The sequence below is a fragment of the Providencia rettgeri genome, assembly GCF_001874625.1.
In the GTDB taxonomy this organism is placed as follows: domain Bacteria; phylum Pseudomonadota; class Gammaproteobacteria; order Enterobacterales; family Enterobacteriaceae; genus Providencia; species Providencia huashanensis.
The window spans coordinates 4707262-4727432 of record NZ_CP017671.1 but is presented as its reverse complement, the minus strand read 5'-3'; the positions used below and the strand labels follow the sequence as shown (position 1 = coordinate 4727432).

Here is a 20171-nt window from a genome sequence, read left to right as displayed (position 1 = left end):
AGATAAACTAAATGTTTTTCAATAAGGACAATGCGATAACAAAGCAAATTGATTTATCCTCAACTGGCGCGGTCGTTAGTGATGATAGCTTGCATATTTCATATGGGATTGACCGTAATTTTCTATATGGCTGTGGAATTTCAATTGCATCTTTATTAAAAACAAATAGAGATATTTCTTTTTCATTTCATATTTTTACTGATTATTTTGACGATGAGCAAAGCCGCCTTTTTCAACAACTAGCTGAACAATATAAAACCGGTATTCAGGTTTATTTAGTTGATTGCGAACAACTAAAAACACTGCCAAGTACTAAAAATTGGTCATATGCTACGTATTTTAGATTTATTATTGCTGATTATTTTGCAAATCAGCTAGAAAGAATAATCTATATGGATGCGGATATTATGTGCCAGGGTTCATTGCAACCATTATTGAGTATTCAATTTACTGGTGATGAGATCGCAGCGGTGGTACCTGAAAGGGATATGGCTTGGTGGGAAAAAAGGGCAACAGCCTTAGGGGTACCTAGCATTACATCAGGGTATTTTAATGCTGGCTTTTTAGTCATTAATTTAGTTAATTGGGCTAAGTGCAATATATCAGAGAAAGCAATAGAGTTACTTTCTCAAGAAGAAGTCAAAGCGAAAATATCGTATCTTGATCAAGATATCTTAAATATGCTACTGACGGGTAAAGTTATTTATTTAGATGGAAAATATAATACCCAATATAGTATAAACTACGAGCTTCAAAAGGGTAAAAAAGAGAACCCAATCACTTCAGAAACGGTATTAATTCATTATATTGGCCCAACTAAGCCTTGGCATGAATGGGCGAATTACTCAACAGCTCAGCCCTTTATTAATGCAAAAAACGCGTCACCATGGAAAGACATTCCGTTACTGAAGGCTAAAAGCAGTAATCATTTGCGTTACTGTGCTAAGCATAAAATAACGCAAAAAAAATATTTACAGTGGTTTATTGGATATATTCAATATTTTTTTAGTAAAATAAAAGGCTAACAGGTGCTAGAGTGGATTTAATAAAGGAAAAAATAGAATTTGGAAGTCAGGATTCTGAAGCAGAATTAAATATTGCTTATGGAGTAGATAATAATTTTCTATTTGGTTCAGGAATTTCAATGAACTCTATTATTATAAATAATAGAAATCTTAAATTGAAATTTCATTTATTTACAGATTTCATTGATGATGATTTTTTGTTAAAATTCAAATCGTTGGCATTAAATAATAATGTGAGTATTGATATATATATTTTAAACTCTGATGAATTAAAAAAATTACCAACATCACCTGTATGGTCGTATGCTACTTATTTTCGATTTTTTATCTTTGATTATTTATGCGATACTATTTCATCAATACTGTATTTGGATGCAGATGTATTTTGTAAAGGAAGTTTATCTCATTATACTAAGATAGTATTTAAAGATGAATTTTCAGCTGTAATACCTGATGTTCCTGCTATGCAGGAATCTTGTGAATCTCGCCTAGGAATAAAAAATATAAAAAATAAATATTTTAATGCCGGAGTAATTTTTCTTAATTTGAAAGAATGGGATAGTATTAATTTCACAAAAAAAGCATTTGAATTAATTACTCACAATCATACAGGCAAGCCATTAAAATATTTAGATCAAGATGCATTAAATATTTTATTTAAATGTAATAATATTTATCTTTCTAGAGATTATAACTGTATTTACACATTAAAAAATGAACTAGAAAAAATAAATTATAGAGATTATATTACAGATTCTACTAAGTTAATTCACTATACTGGCGCAACTAAACCTTGGCATTATTGGGCTGTCGATTACCCTGCAAGCCAAACATTTAAAATAGCTTTTGATAGTTCACCATGGAAAGCTCAATCACTAGTGTTGGCAATAAAGAAGCCTGAATATCAAGAAAGATATAAACATGAATTCCATCAAGGGAAAATTTTAAAGGGAATAGGTAGCTTAATTAAATATAGATTAATTAAGTGAAGATGAAGGTTAGCAAATTTATTTGCTAACCTTATAGTCTATTTATACCTTATGTCTATAGGAATATCATCATCTTCACCACTTCTTAATTTACTGAAATGGCTTTTCAGTATAGATTCGTTATCATTCCCAGAAAATAGGGTGTAGTTAGGATCTATTTTATTATTTCTGATGTTTAACCAGTTCGCTAATCCTGTAGTAAAAAATTTCCCTGATTTATGAACTTTGATATATTCTTTTGTGTTACTGTCAGAATTAAACATCATGAGTGGGATATTTAATACTTTTGCCGAAACATGGCTTAAATTTAATTTAATCTGGTCATCTATTAATGAATGAGAAAGTCCATGATCAGCAAAATACAACATGGAGAAGCTACGATGAGTTTGTTTTTGTTGCTCTTTTAATGAATTATAAATTAGGCCAAGTATTTTATCTGTTTTTTCTATACTAGCAACATAACAAGAGATATTATTGAACTGATTATCTTTAGTCCTGTAGTTATTTTTATAATCTTCAATTCGAGCACAAGCATCGGGGTGTGAGCCATATAAATGAATGACAAAGAGTCTCTTTTGTTTTTTACTGACCTTTTCATCTAACACTTGTTGGAATACATTTACTAAACTAAAATCACTAGTATCTTTAGAATTAAATGCGCCCATTTTATTGAATTTTTTAATATCACTTCTTTTTGCGATAAATGTAATTGGTGTATCAAACTCACCAAGAAACCCTTGATTTGATAGCCAATACACCTTGTACCCTGCTGATTTTGCTAAGTCGACAAAATTTAAGCCATAATTCGGTAACCATTCATCTTTTTGGGATTGGGTTAGCATAATTCGCAAAGATGCCACCGTGTTAGTGCCACCGGAAGTTAATCCTTCAACAATGACTCCATTTGTCTTACTAATAAAAGGTGTGTTTTTAATTGGGTAGCCGTAGGCATTCATATAATCACGACGAACACTTTCACCAATAATTAAAACATAATCATCATATTGTGGAGTACCTACTTTTAATGTTGAATCTCCCCATTCACTTTTTTTAGTAAATTCATTTAAGTTATTGACTTCATTTTTTACATTTAATATAGAGTGATAGATATTATCAAAAAATTTAAAAGGGGATTGATTTATCAATGCAATAATGGCTAGGCAAACAAGCAATGTTCTATTTTTATAAAAAAATATGCCGTTTTTAATGGTCATTTTCCTATAATAAATAAAAGCAACAATAATAAATATTGCGAAAAGATAATTTTTTATAGGGATTTGTGTGAAAAATTCTTGGGACTCCATTGCATCTGTAGCGACTATAGATGAAATATATTGGTAGGTTGGCTCCCCAAAGTTGAGGCCAATTGGTGTATAGAGTGCATTGACTATAATAATAGGGAAGCCAATATACCAATAAGCTTTATTTGATGAGCTTAATATAATAATTAAAAAGCAGACTAGTGTTATTTCCCTAACCGTTGGGTGTGCATTACCGGTGCCGAGCAGCATAACTTTGGATAATGTCGCTAAAATAACCAGCGCAAGTATGATGAGTATATATTTTTTTAGCTCAATGCTTTGTTTCATTGTTATATCGCAAAGTAAAATTTAGTTGGTTTATGAATACTAATAATTAAGATTAGAATTTTCCTAACGCTACCCCATAATCCGATTATAGTGTAAATACAGAATATTTATATAGATTACAGCCAAATTGTTTAATAAAATTAAAGCTAGCTGTTTAGACTTAACAATTTCATGGAGTTTTTCAACTAAACGTGGTCTGTCAAGACATCTACTGTTGATATATTGCACAATGCAAGTCATCAAATTTGGTGTGCAATAAAATTATACGATACTAAGTGCTGGTTTTGGCAGTTTGCCCCTCAAAATACTCAATATAACCATTTGTTATATATGTGGTTTTTTCTATTGAAAGAGATAATCGTAAAACTGAGTGAATTAACATAAATCAGGGCAAAATTAGTTTATACTATTGGTGTATATTATTAAAACTCAATTAAGCTTAGCTAATCTGAAGTTGTAAAAATGTGAGGGGTAGGAACCTTAAAATGTTATGTAATGAGATGATAAAATCAAAGATAGAAATTAACTCAGATACCAACATTAGTAATGAATGTTACTTTCACATTTCATATGGCGTAGATGAAAATTTTTTATACGGTGTAGGGACATCGATTTCCTCGATTCTGCTTAACAACCAAGAAAATTTTTTCCACTTTCATCTCTTTGTTGATAATTTAAGCGATGAGAGGTTGTTTCATCAATTAATGGAACATACGCAACATAGGTTAAGTATATATCTTATTGATAACGAAAAATTTAAATCTTTACCTCTACCATCAAAAGGCTGGAGTTCCGCAATATATTTTCGCTTAATTATCATTTCATACTTAGCAACAAAAGGGCTTGATAAACTATTATACTTGGATGCCGATATTATCTGTAAAGGGGAGTTATCATATCTGGGTTCATTAGAATTTAATGAGAGTACTTATCTATATGCCGTTAAAGATAAGTTCCGTAGCGATAAAAATTCATTACCCATGGATATGTCAAAGTATTTTAATTCTGGTTTTTTATATATGTCGATAAAAAGGATGGCAGAATATAACATTCCAAATCAAGTCATTGATTTGGTTAATAAAAGTGACTTTACGCACCCAGATCAGGATGCTTTGAATATTTTATTAAATAATAAAGTGATCAATATCAGTGAGAATTTTAACTTTATGTTTTCTTTAGATTGGCATATAACCAAAAAATCAGACCTCCCTAAAATCTCTGAGCAGGTTGTTTTTATTCACTTTGTCGGTTTAACAAAGCCATTTCATGAATGGGCTAAATTTTATTCAGAGTGTATTTATTTCGAGTCTGCAAGGGATAACTCCCCTTGGAAAAATGTCCCTTTACTAAAACCGGAAGGTTATAAACAGTTATCAAGAAAAAAATCACATTTAAGAAGAAATGGCGATTATATTGGTTTTCTTATCACAACCATAAAGTATTTGATGAGAAAACTATCTATCTAATTAATTCGATAGACATTTTTTGACTAAAATGGCAGTTAATATATTATATAAGATGAAAATATCTAAAAAGATAAACTCAAATAGACAATACACCAAAAAGTAACCAATAGAAGAAACAAAGATCCCAACATTAAGAATATTTTTTCCCCTTCGAATGTCTTTTAATAGGTCTTTCATATTAATGAAAAATGCAGATAAAAATAAAACTAAGCCAATAAAACCAATGTTATAGATGATATTTAAGAAAAAGGGCTCATCATTGTTATAGAAAGACTCACCTGACTTACGTGAATATCCCATTCCACCTTGGTTAGTTGGGGCTTTATTATCAAGTAAGAACTGATTGTACGCGACAGAACCATAACCAACACCAGCAAGCTGACTAGCAAGGCTTTGTGTAAAAATAGGGTAGCGTGTTTCAATGATTTTATCACGGTTAGATGTTAAGTTTTCAGAATATAAAGATTGGTTTATTTTATTTTTTACCTGTGGGATGTAATGATAAGAAGTAAAAACAATAGCTACAGCTAATACGCCAAGGCTAATTATATTAATAAGGAACTTCTTGTAGTTTGCTGATAATAAACATAAAATCATAAATGCTTCTATTACGACAGCCAATGCTCCACCACGACTTCCAGTATAGAGTAGGAATAAAAATGCACAGGCAGATAGGGTCAACATTAACAATTTAAGTAATATTTTTTTAAATAAAAAAACAGCACTGAAAGTGAATGGGAATAGTAATGTCATATAGTGCGCAAAGCCATACCTAAGTTGTAGGTATAGAGGCAACTGACTATTTTTAAATTGTTTTAGTATGGGGATGATAAAAATAGTAAACGCAAGGGTAGCAATAAGGGCATAAATAATCGTTTTATTTGATTTTGACATCTCTTTTTTAAAAACGATTAAAAACAATGTAATAATGACAATATAGCGCCAGTCATTAAAAAACTCTTTAACGGCCTCATGAGTGAAGCTTGGATAGGTGAAAGTGACCGCACATAATAACCCCCAGGCCCCAAATAAAAAAAGTATTTTCCTATTTTTGATTAATGTAATAAGGTCATTTTTAATATTAATTTTATATTTAAAAATTGAGTATAAGGTATATATAAAAAGTAAAGCAGCAGAAACATTTAATACGCCTTGGGTATCATTGGTAAACATTCCTAAAGTGACTAAAAATAATAATAAAAAAGGGAGTTGATTGGTGACATTGTTATTTATATTCACAAAATAGCCTTTACTCTATTTAACAGTTTATGCTGATTACCCAAAGTTTTTATATTAATAAATTACACTTATTTATCATGAGGGAAAGTGCTTTAAATGTAAATACTTTATGATAACTTCTGTTTATGAATCGGTACTTAAATATCAATCAGCTTATTTACCAAAGTGTTCAGCTTCGTGTTATAACAGGTGGTGCCTTAGAATAGGTATTTGATACAGTGTACTTTTTAATTGGGTCAATATAGGTATAAAGCATGCCAGAACTACCAGAAGTCGAAACAAGCCGTCGTGGTATCGAACCCCATTTGGTTGGTAATACAATATCTTATGCCATTGTACGTAACGGTCGTTTACGTTGGCCAGTTAGTGAACAAATTAAAAGTTTATCAGATGAAGCGGTTTTGAGTGTTCAACGCCGTGCAAAATATTTGCTGATTGAATTGCAAACAGGGTGGATTATTGTGCATCTTGGTATGTCTGGTAGTGTCCGAATTTTAACGGAAGAATTACCTGAAGAAAAACATGACCATGTAGATCTCATTATGCGTGATGGCAAAGTACTTCGCTATACCGACCCTCGTCGTTTCGGTGCTTGGCTTTGGTGTGATGACTTAGAAACCAGCTCTGTACTTGCGCATTTAGGCCCTGAACCGCTATCTGATGCTTTTAATCCTCACTATCTTTATGAATTAGCTCAAAAAAAGAAAGTTGCTATCAAGCCTTGGTTAATGGATAACAAAGTTGTAGTTGGTGTTGGTAATATTTATGCTAATGAAGCCTTATTTGCGGCAAAAATTTCACCCGAAAAAATTACCAATACACTAACTTTGGAAGAGGTTGCTGAATTAGTTCAACAAATTAAAAAAGTTTTACAGCGCTCTATCGAACAAGGTGGCACAACGTTGAAAGATTTTTTGCAATCGGATGGTAAGCCGGGCTACTTTGCTCAAGAGCTGTTCGTGTATGGCAAAAAAGGCGAACCCTGTTCAATGTGTGGAACACCAATTGAAAGTATTAAACAGGGCCAACGTAGCACCTTTTTTTGCCCGCAATGCCAAAAGTAGTAGGTACTTACTATTTTTTATTGAGCTTCTTTAACATTGCCTCAGCAACGACTGGGGGCAAGAAAGAAGAAATATCACCATCATGAAGTGCAACATCCTTTATTAAAGATGAAGAAACAAAGGATAAACTTTGTGATGGTAATAAAAATACGGTTTCTAAATCCGGCACAAAGTGGCGGTTCATATTTGCCAGTTGCCACTCATACTCAAAATCGGCGACCGAGCGAACACCCCGAATGAGAATATTGGCCCCATTCTTTTGTGCAAAATTTGCCATTAGTTCAGAAAAACCAACGACTTCTACATTATTAAGATGAGAAGTGACTTCTTTAGCAAGAGCAACACGTTCATCAAGGGAGAACATCGGGTTCTTTCGTTGGCTATTAGCAATAGCGAGTAGGACATGGTCAAACATTGCTGCTGCACGAGTAACAATATCAACATGTCCAGATGTAACCGGGTCAAACGTACCAGGGTAAATAGCCTTGTGTTTCATGGCGATAGTATCTCTTTGTTTGCTATTACTTATTCTAAAAAACAGCATGAATAAGCGTTGATAGTAATTAACATTATCGGCTATCTGGCATGGTTGCAACTGTAGATAGTGGTCTGTTATCATTTTTAGGTGCATATTCTGCACACTTTTATTTGAGCTTTATGCTAAGATAGCGCCAATTTTGGTAAGTGAATCAGAACGAATGTTATTGCTGCGTTTATATCAGGTACTTCTTTATCTTATCCAGCCATTTATATGGGTTCGCCTATTGCTGCGCAGCCGTAAAGCGCCTGCGTATCGTAAACGGTGGGGTGAGCGCTATGGTTTTTGCGCGGGGAAAGTAAGGCCTCAAGGTATTTTGCTCCATTCAGTCTCTGTTGGGGAGACTCTCGCGGCGGTTCCTCTTGTTCGCGCACTTCGCCATCACTATCCCTCATTACCAATTACTGTGACGACGATGACACCAACTGGCTCTGAGCGTGTACTTTCTGCTTTTGGTGATGATGTTGACCACGTTTACTTGCCTTATGACCTTCCCGGTTCAATGCGCCGTTTTCTTAAACAAGTAGACCCTAAACTTGTGATTATCATGGAAACTGAGTTATGGCCAAACATGATAAATCAGCTCCATAAACGTAAAATTCCTTTGGTTATTGCTAATGCACGGTTATCTGAGCGTTCCGCTCGGGGGTATCAAAAGCTCGGCAATTTTGTAAAACGGATGCTGCGTAATGTCACGATAGTTGCTGCCCAGCACCAGGAGGATGGCGAGCGCTTTGTTCAACTTGGGTTAAGGCGAATGCAACTGAATGTGACGGGGAGCTTAAAGTTCGATATTTCTGTGACACCTGAATTGGCTGTTAGGGCAATAACATTGCGTAGGCAATGGGCTGCTCACCGCCCTGTTTGGATTGCTACGAGTACACACGAAGGTGAAGAAGCAATTGTATTAGAAACACATCAAAAATTGTTAGCACGCTTTCCTGACTTACTATTAATTTTGGTTCCTCGTCATCCTGAACGTTTTGCCAAAGCAGAGGAACTCACTCAAAAAGCAGGTTTAACATTTATTCGCCGTAGTGCCAATACTGTCCCAACATCTGATATACAAGTGGTTATTGGCGATACGATGGGGGAGTTAATGCTGCTATACGGTATTGCGGATATTGCATTTGTCGGGGGAAGTTTAGTTGAAACAGGGGGGCATAACCCTCTTGAAGCCGCTGCTCATGCTTTACCTGTTTTAATGGGGCCTCATACGTTCAATTTCAAAGATATCTGTGGGAAATTAAAACAAGCAGATGGTTTAATTACGGTAACAGATAGTGAATCGATGGTTCAAGCAGTGACCAGTTTGCTTTCTGATGAAGATTACCGGTTATATTATGGTCGACATGCTGCAGAAGTGCTGCATGAAAATCAAGGGGCCTTACAGCGCCTCTTGAAATTACTGCAACCTTATTTGCCTCCGAAAGAACAATAGTCGTCAATAAAGTCTTTTCTTGAGTAGAAACTTGAACATTACAGCAATAAACTGTGAATATTTCATGGCATACCTTAGTATTATTCCTAAACTATAGTAGACTGCACCGTTTATTATTGAGCCGTTCTAGTTTGGTTTATTGCACTTGAAGTCGCACCCAAATGGAATGTTGAAATTTTTTCTTATCTTTTAAGACTATATGCCTGCTATCAATCAATCAATATCAAATAAATATGTCTATCTATGGGTTATAGGCTACGCTATCGCTTGGATCTTAGCGAGTTTCTATTTTGACCCAACGGTACCTTATGACACTGTAGAAGCAGTGAATTGGGGAATGAATGGCGAATGGGGCTCCCCTAAAAACCCATGGTTTGTTGGGGTATTGATGTGGCCTGCAATTTATTTAGGGATATCATATAGCTTCTATTGGTATTTTATCCATTTTGCGGGTATTGCATTTGGTTTGCTTGGTGTGTGGAAACTCGCTTTTCATTTAACAGGGCGTCGTGACCTAGCTTGGTTTGCGATGCTGATGTTAAATTTATCAGGTGTAATTAATTTCGATATCATTCCATATAATGATAACTATATTTTAGTGACTTTATGGCCATGGACTATTTACTTCTTTCTACGCGCTGTAGATGACAACCCTGCATGGTGGCTACCTTTTGCCTTGTTTGCAGGGTTGGCCACGATGGGGAAATACTCAACTTTAGCTTTAGTTGGCTCTGTTTTCTTGTTAACACTATTTGTAAAGCAGGTTCGCCAAAGTTATCGCCACCCCGTGTTTTATCTCGCAATTGCCCTTTGGTTTGGGCTGGTATTACCGAATTTCTTTTGGTTAATGGCGAGTGATTTTTCTGCGTTTAAATGGGTTGATTCGCAAATTGACCCTGGTTTCAATTTGCATACAACTCAAGCTGCGCTTAGTGTTTTTTACCCACTAATCATTGCTGCTGTGATCGTTTATCGTGGTGGCGGTAAGTTAGGCTGGCCGAAACCTATTGCCAATAGAATGGCTAATTTTATTATCTTATTTCCACTTATTGTGATTTATGGCTGGTTTTCATTCCATGATGGCGGTCGGATCACCGAATGGTTACAACCATTTATGGCCGTTTGCGCGCCGTTATTTGTCGGTTCGATCACGGTGCTGCCGAAAAAAACCTTTAAAAAATCATTAGTGGGCCTTGCCGTTTTTGGTGCTTTAGTGTTAGTTGGGTATATCACGGTGCAAGCGGCAAACATCCGTGGAGCAGGGCAAAAATTTATTGGTGTCAAAGACCTGATTACAGAAGGTGAGCAACGTTGGTATCAGCGATATGGTACACCAGTTAAATATGTTGGCGGGGAAGATAACCAGTATCAATGGTTTATCATTTATGCAAAAGATAGGCCGCATGTGATCCAACCTTGGTCGATGGAAAAACATATGCCACCAAATGTATATAATCGTGATATTACCGAAGCGGAAATTCGCCAGCATGGTGCGTTGCTACTCGGCAAAAAATATGATGATTGTGCCCATGAGAACTTCGCTAAAGTACGTAAGTTTTGGCCGCAATTTACGATAGAAAAAGAAGATGTGATTTACCGTTCTGAACCGGATGCTGCACCTGAAACCATGTGCTTTGGGTTTATTGCACCAGAGAAATAGAGAAAACCGCCTAGTGAAGTGACCCCCAGTAATTGGTTGTCCAACTTTTTTGGGGCTCTTCATTGGCTTTCAAGACAATTTTTTATAAGTCAACCATATTTCGTTATTTAATTATTCTTAGTAAGATGCCTAAACGTATTAAGTAATTAATTTTTGAGCCTTTATGGAATAATCTAAAAGTCCTAAACCATTTCATCCGTCCTAGAAAATTTAATTGGAAAAGATGAGCATTTTGACTTGCACAGGTTAAAAAAACGCCCTGATCATCATCAATGATGCCTGATTTTATAAAATCCTTTTGTGTTTTAGATACGAGTTTATAAAACTCAGGCCATTTTTCTATACTCGCAACGAGTACGCCACCAATAATATGGGGGTCATTGTTTAAAACAGCATGTAGTACAGCCTGCTCATTTGATAAGTCTAAAGTATCTTTGATAGTAAAAAAATGTACTTTGTCTTTGTTAAAGGGATGATACCAATCACTAACTCCATATAGTGTTTTATTGTTTCGTATATAACCAAAATCAATCCATGCTACTAATTCGCTATCTATACGTTGCATTTCGATAGCCTTTTTTACAAAAAAAACTTTTAAATTAGTGACTAAAATATATTCACTTGACCAATATTCAGGGTTATTGATTAAACTAGGGTCAATTAACCCTTTAAATGAGCTACTATTTTGGATATCTGATATCTTTTTTAAGATAAATTTGAACTTTTTGTGGATATCGAGCGTAATGATCTGAGTGGGTTTACCATCCCTTAAAGATAATATTTTTCCTTTTAAATCTGGTGATGTAAAGATAATAACGTTGTTCTCTAATTTTGCTAACTTTTTGAAATAGCTAAAATATGTTTCATTTGTACGGTCAAATTTCTCAGAGCTATTATTTCGTTTTTTCCAATTACCTCTACCAATATCAAAAAAGGCAGTCACGATAGTTATTGATTTATTCATAAGGTTTGCCGATAAGCTATACTGGTTTATGTTATTTATGGAAATTAAAGTATAGGAAATATATCTAAATAACCACTTTTAGGTGATTAAATACCTTCACGGGCTCAATAGATATCATCATATTATTAATAGACTTAATTTCATGCTGCCCTTGCCCATATCCCCCAATCAACCCTGGGTCAGTGGGCCCAAACAGGGTGAAATTGGGTTTATCCAACGCAGCAGTCAAATGGCTAAGCCCAGTATCGACAGAAACCACTGCTTTAGCATTAGCAATTTGTTGTGCAACCTCAGCTAAAGTCAGTTTTGGCAATACCTCGACAAAATCAAAGCCTTTCGCTAACCGCTCTGCACGTTGTTGCTCATGAGGCGCACCCCACGGCAGTTTAATTTGAATACCACTATTCGCCATTAAGCTAATGAGTTCTCGCCAGTTTTCTTCTGGCCAGTGTTTATCATCGCGGGTTGTTGAATGCAAAAAGACGACGTAAGGGCTTTGCCCATCTTCAGATGATTGCAAAAAATGGCGTGCAATGGCGTAATCCCCTTGCTGTGTTGGGCAATCATAATTAAGGCTTTTGGCAAACAGTTGGCGGATGCGTTCGACAGCATGTTGTTGTTTACTAATTGCATAACGGTGGTCATAGAACCAACTGGCTAACGGCTCGCGAATACTATGGCGGTCGTACCCATGTTTGTCACCCTTTGCTAAACGGGTGACAAGAAAAGCGCTCTTTAATAACCCTTGAGCATCAATGATGGCGTCATACTGTGTTGCTTGTAATTTCTTGCGAAATTCTGCACGTTCGGCCCTAATCGGTGCAGAAAACCAATTTTTTCGCCAGCGGCGAATGGCCACAGGGATCACTTGGTTAACGGCACTGTGCCATGTCGGAATTTGCGCGAAGCCTTCCTCAACGACCCAATCAAATTGGATACCGGGTATGGCTTGTTGTGCATCGGTCAGTGCTGGTAATGAGTGTAAAACATCTCCCATTGAAGATGTCTTGACTAATAATACTCTCATTATTCAATACCTATATTTAACCGAGCTAACGCATCGATAACTAATTGAGGTTGGATATCAATCAAACTTTGGTGATAACCACTTCCACCGTCACCTTTACGCACTTTGTGATACCCCGTAATTAGGCGGATCACTTCTGCTTTATCTGATAATGGCGGGGTGAAATCAGGGCTACTTGGGCCATATAAGGCGACAAGAGGTTTACCTAGCGCTGCTGCGACATGCATCAAACCAGAGTCATTACTGACAACGGCGGTACAGGCATCGATCAGATTCACAGCTTGTTCTAAAGATGTTTTTCCTGAAAAATTATGGCAATGTAATTTCGCATCATCAGTCAGCTCTAAACGAATGGCTTCACCGGCTTCGTGGTCTTTTTGTGAACCAAATAGCAGCACCTGATAGCCTTTTTCGCTAATTAATGTTTGAGCGAGAGAAGCGTAGTGATAGTGTGGCCAACGTTTGGCTGGCCCGAACTCTGCACCAGGGCAAAAACCAATAATAGGGCGAGAACCATCAACCCCAAAAGTTTGCAGGGTTTCAGTGACTTCTTGCGGCACAGTCACCAGTTTAGGCGGTAAAATTGGTGCCGGAATATCGGAAGCTGATTGAATAGTTTGCTTATCATAAGCTAGAGCAACATATCGCTGCACCATTAAAGGAAAAGCGTCTTTATTTAGTGGGCGAATATCATTGAGTAGGCCATAGCGCATTTCTCCCCGCCACCCGGTTCTTTTGGGGATTTTTGCAAAGAAAGGCACAAATGCAGACTTCAAAGAATTGGGTAACACAATAGCTTGATCATAGCCATTTGCTTGCAAACTTTTGCCTAATCGACGACGTTCACCAATTTCAAGTGCCCCATGGCCTAGCGGCATAGGAATTGCGTTACTGACTTCGGGCATTTTGGCAAGTAAAGGGCGACACCATTGTGGCGCCATCACATCAATCTGCGCATGGGGCTGTAACGCCTTTATTGTGCGATAAAGGCTCTGTGACATCATCATATCCCCTACCCAAGAAGGGCCGATCACCAATATTTTCATAAATAATAATTACGCGTCTTTATTTAGCCATTGCATATATTCAGCAACACCTTCTGCAACCGTCTTAAATGGTGCAGTATAGCCGGCGGCACGTAGCTTAGTGAGGTCAGCTTGTGTGAAGCTTTGGTAGCGGCCTTTTAATTTTTCAGGGAATTCAATATATTCGATAGCGACATTTTTATCTTTGTGGAATTCAGTGACTGCATCAGCAACGGCTTGGAAAGATTCCGCTCGCCCTGTACCGCAGTTAAAAATACCTGAAACATTATTTTCCCAGAACCACAAGTTAACCGCGGCTACATCACCGACATAAATAAAGTCACGACGGAAACCATCGCTACCTTCGAACAGTTTTGGACTTTGCCCTTCATTAATTTGCTTATTTAGGTGATAAGCAACGCTTGCCATGCTGCCTTTATGGTTTTCATTTGGCCCATAGACGTTGAAATAACGGAAGCCACAGACTTGCGAACCCGCTTCAGGCAAAATTTCGCGAACGTATTGGTCAAACTGGAATTTTGAATAGCCATATACATTCAACGGTTTTTCAAATTGGCGTTCTTCGATAAAATTATCGCTACGGCCGCCATATGTCGCCGCTGATGAGGCGTATAAGAAGGGAATTTCCCGCTCTAAACAGTAGTGTAGTAACTCTTTAGAATATTGATAGTTATTATCCATCATATATTTGCCATCCCACTCAGTGGTTGATGAGCAAGCACCTTCATGGAATACCGCGTCCACATCACCGAAATCATCACCGGCAATGATACTAACAATAAAATCTTCTTTGTCTGCGTAATCGGCAATATCAAGGTCAACAAGGTTGGCAAATTTAGTGCCATCTTTCAGATTATCGACTACTAGGATATCTGTGCGGCCAATTGCGTTTAGAGCTCTAATAATATTGCTGCCAATAAAGCCAGCTCCACCAGTGACTATGATCATTGGATATACCTCAAATGGGTTAAAAAAATAGAATAACAATGGGTGACTATAATAACACCTCTTTCCATCGACAGCAGTATTGTTAATAGAGATTTGAACTAGTGTGTTAATCAGAACAAGGCCATTATCGTGATCTTGCCTACAAACTTCACTTATTTGTGCTGTGAATGTCGCTACCAACAGAGACTATTATTAAACTCTATTAATAGTCATTATACAGGAACAAATCATGTCAGATAAATTTTACCAGCAGATCCAAGACCAATTGGTGCAAATTGAAGCGGATGGGTTATTTAAAAATGAACGCATCATTACCACTTCACAAGATGCTGACATTGAAATTATCGGCGGCCAGCGAGTGATTAACTTTTGCGCAAATAACTACCTTGGGCTGGCGAACCATCCTGCATTGATTGAGGCGGCAAAGCAAGGAATGGATAGCCATGGTTTTGGAATGGCTTCTGTACGGTTTATTTGTGGTACCCAAGACAGCCATAAGGTTCTCGAACACAAGCTCGCTGACTTTCTTGGTATGAAAGATGCTATTTTGTATTCTTCTTGTTTTGACGCAAACGGTGGGTTATTTGAAACATTACTAGGGCCTGAAGATGCAATTATTTCAGATGCATTAAATCATGCTTCAATTATTGATGGTGTCAGGCTAAGTAAAGCAAAACGTTACCGTTATAGTAATAACAACATGGGCGAGTTAAAAACGCGTCTTGAAGAAGCGAAAAATGCGGGGGCTCGGCATATTCTAATTGCCACAGATGGCGTATTTTCGATGGACGGTGTCATCGCCGACCTTCAGTCAATTTGCGACCTTGCTGATGAATATCAAGCTTTAGTCATGGTTGATGATTCTCACGCAGTCGGCTTTGTGGGGGAAAATGGCCGTGGTAGCCATGAGTACTGCAATGTCATGGGGCGCGTCGATATTATTACAGGAACATTAGGAAAAGCACTGGGGGGAGCCTCTGGTGGGTATACCGCTGCGAGAAAAGAGGTCGTTGAATGGTTACGTCAGCGTTCTCGCCCGTATTTATTTTCCAATTCCCTTGCGCCAGCCATTGTTGCTGCATCCATTAAAGTCATCGATATGATGAGTGAAGGGCAACATTTACGTGAGAAGTTATGGAATAACGCCATGTTATTTAGGGAGAAAATGACATTGGCTGGTTTTACGCTCGCGGGGGCTGATCACGCAATTATCCCCGTTATGTTAGGGGATGCGAAGTTAGCCCAAGTATTCGCCAAAGAGCTTCTTAATGAAGGTATTTATGTTACCGGCTTTTTCTATCCTGTTGTACCGCAAGGTCAAGCTAGGATACGTACCCAAATGTCTGCAGCACATAGTAAGGAGGATATTTTACACGCCGTTGAAGCATTCACCCGCATAGGTAAAAAACTAAACATAATCAAATAATAAGGCCGTCTATGAAAGCACTGTCCAAATTAAAAGCAGAGCCAGGTATATGGATGACAGATGTTCCTAAACCGGAACTCGGGCACAATGATGTGATGATAAAAATTCGTAAAACCGCTATTTGTGGTACGGATGTCCATATCTATAACTGGGATGAATGGTCGCAAAAAACGATCCCTGTCCCTATGGTGGTCGGTCATGAATATATAGGGGAAATTGTTGCCATTGGGCAGGAAGTGAAAGGTTTTAATATTGGTGACCGGGTCTCTGGTGAGGGGCATATTACCTGTGGTCATTGCCGAAACTGTCGTGGTGGCCGTACCCATCTTTGCCGTAATACTATAGGCGTGGGGGTCAACCGTACTGGCTGCTTCGCTGAATACCTAGTTATCCCCGCATTCAATGCCTTTAAAATTCCCGATAATATCCCTGATGAAATTGCCGCTATTTTTGACCCTTTTGGCAATGCAGTTCATACCGCACTATCCTTTGATTTGGTTGGGGAAGATGTTCTGGTTTCAGGCGCAGGCCCTATCGGTATTATGGCTGCCGCAGTTTGCCGACACGTTGGTGCCCGCCACGTTGTGATCACAGATGTTAATGACTATCGTCTTGAATTAGCGAAAAAAATGGGGGTGTCACGAGCGGTCAATGTCAGTCGTGAAAATTTAAAAGATGTAATGAACGAACTTGGTATGAAAGAAGGCTTTGATGTCGCATTAGAGGTTTCAGGCGCCCCAGCCGCTTTTCAAACCATGTTAGATACCATGAACCACGGTGGGCGAATTGCATTATTAGGGATCCCCCCAGCTTCGATGGCGACGGATTGGAGCCAAGTCATATTCAAGGGGCTGTTTATTAAAGGGATCTATGGCCGGGAAATGTTCGAAACATGGTACAAAATGGCGACCCTAGTACAATCAGGGTTAGACTTATCACCGATTATTACTCACCAATTTCCGATTGATGAGTTCCAAAAAGGCTTTGATATCATGTGCTCAGGGCAGTCTGGTAAAGTTATATTAAATTGGGATTAACTTTTATAACGTAATGTCCCTTTTCCCCCTTCTGCATTATTTCCACGCCAGAAGGGGACTACCACCTGTTGAATAGCTTATGACTTGGGTTGTTTAGTCTTTTAATAAAAGAGGTTGTAAGGCCTTGTCGTGATAAATCCCTTCAACTACAAACATAATAAAATCAATTCCTTGTAGTTTATTCTTTGGTGTTTCAAACTCGCAAAGACCTAATTCTGCGGGGGGAGCTTCAACCGTTGTCACCTCTTGTTCGGGCTCGGGTTGTACCTGTACTTCTTCTTCCGGTGTTACGGATGGCGGAGTGGAAGATCCACTATTTTGTGGTTGCTTCGCTTCTTCCGATAGCATTCTGAGTGATTTTGCAGGTTGTTTATCGGCTGGTTGTGGGCTAAGCAGCGAACTAACCGCAACAAGTTCAATATCTGCAGGGAGCTGTGGAAGGTACTTTTGCAAAGCACGTACTGTGGATGGGTGAGGGTGGCCAATCGCAACGGCACTGCCATGTTTACGTGCATAGGCAACGGCTTTGTTAAGTTGACTGCGGGTTTCTTCTTCCGATTGGTGGTTATCAATAAAAATATGGCGGCGTAGGGTTGGCACACCGTATTCTTTCGCCGCATTTTTCACTTGTGTATTGCCAATGGTAACACTATCTAAGAAAAATAAATTCGATTGTGACAGGCTGTGCATGACATTACGCATCCCCGGTAAGCTCGATGTCATCTCGCTACCCATATGATTATTCATACCTTTTGCATAGGGTACCCGTTGAATCGCATTCTTAATGAGTCGGTCAATATCCTCTGCACTCATTGAGGGGGATAATGTATCTTTTTCTAAGGGCTGGTTACTCAATGGCTTCATTGGCATATGGATTAAAATATCCCGCCCTTGCTGATGGGCCTTTTCTGCCACTTCACGACCGTGTGGAGAGCTTGGTAAGATAGCAATAGTGACCGCGGCTGGTAACGCTAAAATTTGGTTATCTTCTTTGACTCGGTAACCAAAGTCATCAATAACGATAGCCAGTTTTGCTGCACTCACCTGTAGACACACCATTAACAAAGAACATCCAATGAGTAATCTAAAGGGTAAGTACTTCAACATAATTTTATCCTAATCTTTTAAATTTAACGTTTTGCTATCGGCCCAACCAAGGTCGAGGGTTTACGGTTTTACCTTGTCTACGGATTTCAAAGTACAAAGCAGGGCGTTCTTGACCACCACTACTACCGACTAAGGCAATAGGCTGACCCGCTCGAACTTCTTGGCCAACATTCACTAATGCGCTTTGGTTATATCCATAAAGGCTCATATCACCTTTACCATGTTCAACGACCACAACCAGCCCATAACCTTGTAGCCAGTCGGCCAGTAACACTCTGCCATCTGCAATGGCTTTTACTTGCGTGCCTTCATTTGCCGCAATAACCATACCTTTCCAGCGTAATTCACTAGAGATAACATCACCATAGTTATGCAGTAATGAACCGCGAACTGGCCAAATTGCTTGCCCAGCAGGGCGCCCTAATCCACCTGTTCGAGACATAAGTGAGCGTTCACTTTCTGACGGTTTATAAGTTGAACCTTTTTGTTTTGCTTGGCGTTCTTTTTCTGCTACTTGTGCACGGATACGAGCAGCTTCACGGGCTTCTCGTTCAGCTCTTGCTTTTGCTTCCCGCTCAGCACGTGCAATTTTGTCTCGTAGTCTTGCTTCGTTTTGTTTTAGAACCGCAAGGTTCTTTTGGTCCTCTTTTAATGTGCTTTCGAGCGCATTTAATGTTTTTTGGCGCGAAGCTCGGGCATTATCGAGTTTGCGCTTTTCTTGCTGTTGACGCGCAAGAGTTGTTTTTTGTTCCGCTTGTTTTTTCTGTTCCAGTTGCTTTTGTTCTTGTAGCGTTTGAGTTGTTTCTTCCAGTGCGGCAATGTTTTTTTCACGAGCCTGATTTAAATAACTGTAATAGGCTAAAATGCGCTCTTCACGCTGACCTTCTTCACCTTTAAACATTAAGGTAAGCCCTTGATGCTTCCCTAAGCGAAAGGCTGCATCAAGTTGGTCTGCCAGCAGTTTTTCTTGCTGTTGTTTCTTTATTTGGAGTTGTTTTATATTATTATTTAATGAAACTATTTCTTTATCTAATTGTTTTAATTGGTTTTGTGTTTCATGCAAACTACGGCCAGCAGCCGAAATACTTTGTTCTTGCTGCTTGAGTTGATTAAGCAGTGCCGAGCGCTTAGCTTGCTGTTCTTTAACACTTTTTTCTTTTTCGGCAATATTTTTCAGTAAATCGTGTAATTGCCCTTTATTTTCGGTGATCTGATTGGCAAATACGGTGTGGGTAGGGATGAGAGTAAACAGCCCTAAACCCAATAGAGCAGTAATAGCCTGACGAAGAAATGATGCTTTCATTCGATGATGTATATTGGCCATTGTGATAGTTCACCTCAATTAAGTACGATAACTGATTATTTCATCTGCAAGTTATGGTTTCCAGCACTCTCTAACAAATAGTATTGAAAACATTTACAAATTCGGATTTTTGCCCTGAGATAAAGGTTAATTAAGTTAAATTATATAGTTTTATTATCACTGATTTATTTTGTATAGCTAGTATTCAATCATTTTTTATTATTGAACCTCTATTTAATCCATCACTTAGACCCGTTTAGCCATGTTTATGTTAAAATATCTGCGTACAGTTTCGCGATACA

Annotated in this window: 17 protein-coding genes; 8 read left to right on the top strand and 9 right to left on the bottom strand. The window is 38.0% G+C overall.

What is annotated here, in order from left to right:
• Positions 1-11 precede the first annotated feature (11 nt).
• On the top strand, positions 12-1025 hold the full coding sequence (gene waaO, locus RB151_RS22020; protein WP_071548787.1) for a lipopolysaccharide 3-alpha-galactosyltransferase: 1014 nt from the start codon (positions 12-14) through the stop codon (positions 1023-1025).
• Between the two features lie 11 nt (positions 1026-1036).
• Complete coding sequence (locus RB151_RS22015; protein ID WP_071548786.1) at positions 1037-2014, top strand: glycosyltransferase; 978 nt, start codon at positions 1037-1039, stop codon at positions 2012-2014.
• A gap of 38 nt (positions 2015-2052) precedes the next feature.
• Here the strand turns inward: RB151_RS22015 and RB151_RS22010 are convergent, their stop codons facing one another.
• Positions 2053-3603, bottom strand: a complete 1551-nt coding sequence (locus tag RB151_RS22010) for a phosphoethanolamine transferase (RefSeq protein ID WP_071548785.1) — start codon at positions 3601-3603, stop codon at positions 2053-2055.
• A 485-nt stretch (positions 3604-4088) separates the two neighbouring features.
• Between RB151_RS22010 and RB151_RS22005 the strand changes: the two genes are divergently transcribed.
• Positions 4089-5069 carry a glycosyltransferase gene (locus RB151_RS22005; protein ID WP_048605699.1) on the top strand — a complete coding sequence of 327 codons (981 nt, stop codon included), beginning with the start codon at positions 4089-4091 and terminating at the stop codon, positions 5067-5069.
• Here RB151_RS22005 and RB151_RS22000 read toward each other — a convergent pair whose 3' ends face one another.
• Positions 5070-6308 carry an O-antigen ligase family protein gene (locus tag RB151_RS22000; protein WP_071548784.1) on the bottom strand — a complete coding sequence of 413 codons (1239 nt, stop codon included), beginning with the start codon at positions 6306-6308 and terminating at the stop codon, positions 5070-5072.
• A 254-nt stretch (positions 6309-6562) separates the two neighbouring features.
• Here RB151_RS22000 and mutM point away from each other — a divergent pair, with 254 nt between their 5' ends.
• Entirely contained in the window at positions 6563-7372 is an 810-nt protein-coding gene (gene mutM / locus RB151_RS21995; protein ID WP_042846728.1) for a bifunctional DNA-formamidopyrimidine glycosylase/DNA-(apurinic or apyrimidinic site) lyase, read from the top strand.
• A gap of 10 nt (positions 7373-7382) precedes the next feature.
• Here the strand turns inward: mutM and coaD are convergent, their stop codons facing one another.
• Positions 7383-7868, bottom strand: a complete 486-nt coding sequence (gene coaD / locus RB151_RS21990; RefSeq protein ID WP_042846826.1) for a pantetheine-phosphate adenylyltransferase — start codon at positions 7866-7868, stop codon at positions 7383-7385.
• Positions 7869-8070: 202 nt separating this feature from the next.
• On the opposite strand from coaD, the gene waaA reads away from it, so the two are divergent.
• Positions 8071-9351: a lipid IV(A) 3-deoxy-D-manno-octulosonic acid transferase gene (waaA, locus tag RB151_RS21985; RefSeq protein WP_042846726.1), complete on the top strand. Its 1281-nt coding sequence runs from the start codon at positions 8071-8073 to the stop codon at positions 9349-9351.
• A gap of 199 nt (positions 9352-9550) precedes the next feature.
• Positions 9551-11011, top strand: coding sequence for a glycosyltransferase family 39 protein (locus RB151_RS21980; protein ID WP_071548783.1), 1461 nt, complete (start codon positions 9551-9553; stop codon positions 11009-11011).
• 103 nt (positions 11012-11114) lie between these two features.
• On the opposite strand, the gene RB151_RS21975 is transcribed toward RB151_RS21980, so the two are convergent.
• From RB151_RS21975 to rfaD, 4 genes are all read right to left on the bottom strand, one after another.
• Positions 11115-11975: a WlaTC/HtrL family glycosyltransferase gene (locus RB151_RS21975; protein WP_071548782.1), complete on the bottom strand. Its 861-nt coding sequence runs from the start codon at positions 11973-11975 to the stop codon at positions 11115-11117.
• Between the two features lie 64 nt (positions 11976-12039).
• Positions 12040-13002 (bottom strand): lipopolysaccharide heptosyltransferase RfaC, encoded by a 963-nt coding sequence (gene rfaC, locus RB151_RS21970; protein ID WP_071548781.1) that lies wholly within the window; start codon positions 13000-13002, stop codon positions 12040-12042.
• A complete protein-coding gene (gene rfaF / locus RB151_RS21965) occupies positions 13002-14048 on the bottom strand; it encodes an ADP-heptose--LPS heptosyltransferase RfaF (protein ID WP_071548780.1) in 1047 nt (348 codons plus the stop codon). The genes rfaC and rfaF overlap by 1 nt, the downstream gene beginning before the upstream one ends.
• A 9-nt stretch (positions 14049-14057) precedes the next feature.
• Positions 14058-14996, bottom strand: coding sequence for an ADP-glyceromanno-heptose 6-epimerase (gene rfaD / locus RB151_RS21960; RefSeq protein WP_042846722.1), 939 nt, complete (start codon positions 14994-14996; stop codon positions 14058-14060).
• Between the two features lie 229 nt (positions 14997-15225).
• Between rfaD and RB151_RS21955 the strand changes: the two genes are divergently transcribed.
• Both RB151_RS21955 and tdh read left to right on the top strand, forming a co-directional pair.
• Positions 15226-16422, top strand: a complete 1197-nt coding sequence (locus tag RB151_RS21955; protein ID WP_071548779.1) for a glycine C-acetyltransferase — start codon at positions 15226-15228, stop codon at positions 16420-16422.
• A gap of 11 nt (positions 16423-16433) precedes the next feature.
• On the top strand, positions 16434-17459 hold the full coding sequence (tdh, locus tag RB151_RS21950; protein ID WP_042846719.1) for an L-threonine 3-dehydrogenase: 1026 nt from the start codon (positions 16434-16436) through the stop codon (positions 17457-17459).
• A 93-nt stretch (positions 17460-17552) separates the two neighbouring features.
• Here tdh and RB151_RS21945 read toward each other — a convergent pair whose 3' ends face one another.
• Positions 17553-18566, bottom strand: a complete 1014-nt coding sequence (locus tag RB151_RS21945; RefSeq protein ID WP_042846718.1) for a divergent polysaccharide deacetylase family protein — start codon at positions 18564-18566, stop codon at positions 17553-17555.
• A 34-nt stretch (positions 18567-18600) separates the two neighbouring features.
• On the bottom strand, positions 18601-19890 hold the full coding sequence (gene envC / locus RB151_RS21940; protein WP_042846717.1) for a murein hydrolase activator EnvC: 1290 nt from the start codon (positions 19888-19890) through the stop codon (positions 18601-18603).
• Positions 19891-20171: the final 281 nt, after the last annotated feature.

Bases quoted from the DNA above. Each gene is read 5' to 3' on its own strand.
- waaO (WP_071548787.1), top strand. From the start codon at position 12: ATGTTTTTCAATAAGGACAATGCGATAACAAAGCAAATTGATTTATCC.
- RB151_RS22010 (WP_071548785.1), bottom strand. From the start codon at position 3,603: ATGAAACAAAGCATTGAGCTAAAAAAATATATACTCATCATACTTGCG.
- RB151_RS22005 (WP_048605699.1), top strand. From the start codon at position 4,089: ATGTTATGTAATGAGATGATAAAATCAAAGATAGAAATTAACTCAGAT.
- mutM (WP_042846728.1), top strand. From the start codon at position 6,563: ATGCCAGAACTACCAGAAGTCGAAACAAGCCGTCGTGGTATCGAACCC.
- coaD (WP_042846826.1), bottom strand. From the start codon at position 7,868: ATGAAACACAAGGCTATTTACCCTGGTACGTTTGACCCGGTTACATCT.
- waaA (WP_042846726.1), top strand. From the start codon at position 8,071: ATGTTATTGCTGCGTTTATATCAGGTACTTCTTTATCTTATCCAGCCA.
- RB151_RS21980 (WP_071548783.1), top strand. From the start codon at position 9,551: ATGCCTGCTATCAATCAATCAATATCAAATAAATATGTCTATCTATGG.
- RB151_RS21975 (WP_071548782.1), bottom strand. From the start codon at position 11,975: ATGAATAAATCAATAACTATCGTGACTGCCTTTTTTGATATTGGTAGA.
- rfaC (WP_071548781.1), bottom strand. From the start codon at position 13,002: ATGAGAGTATTATTAGTCAAGACATCTTCAATGGGAGATGTTTTACAC.
- rfaF (WP_071548780.1), bottom strand. From the start codon at position 14,048: ATGAAAATATTGGTGATCGGCCCTTCTTGGGTAGGGGATATGATGATG.
- rfaD (WP_042846722.1), bottom strand. From the start codon at position 14,996: ATGATCATAGTCACTGGTGGAGCTGGCTTTATTGGCAGCAATATTATT.
- RB151_RS21955 (WP_071548779.1), top strand. From the start codon at position 15,226: ATGTCAGATAAATTTTACCAGCAGATCCAAGACCAATTGGTGCAAATT.
- tdh (WP_042846719.1), top strand. From the start codon at position 16,434: ATGAAAGCACTGTCCAAATTAAAAGCAGAGCCAGGTATATGGATGACA.
- RB151_RS21945 (WP_042846718.1), bottom strand. From the start codon at position 18,566: ATGTTGAAGTACTTACCCTTTAGATTACTCATTGGATGTTCTTTGTTA.
- envC (WP_042846717.1), bottom strand. From the start codon at position 19,890: ATGGCCAATATACATCATCGAATGAAAGCATCATTTCTTCGTCAGGCT.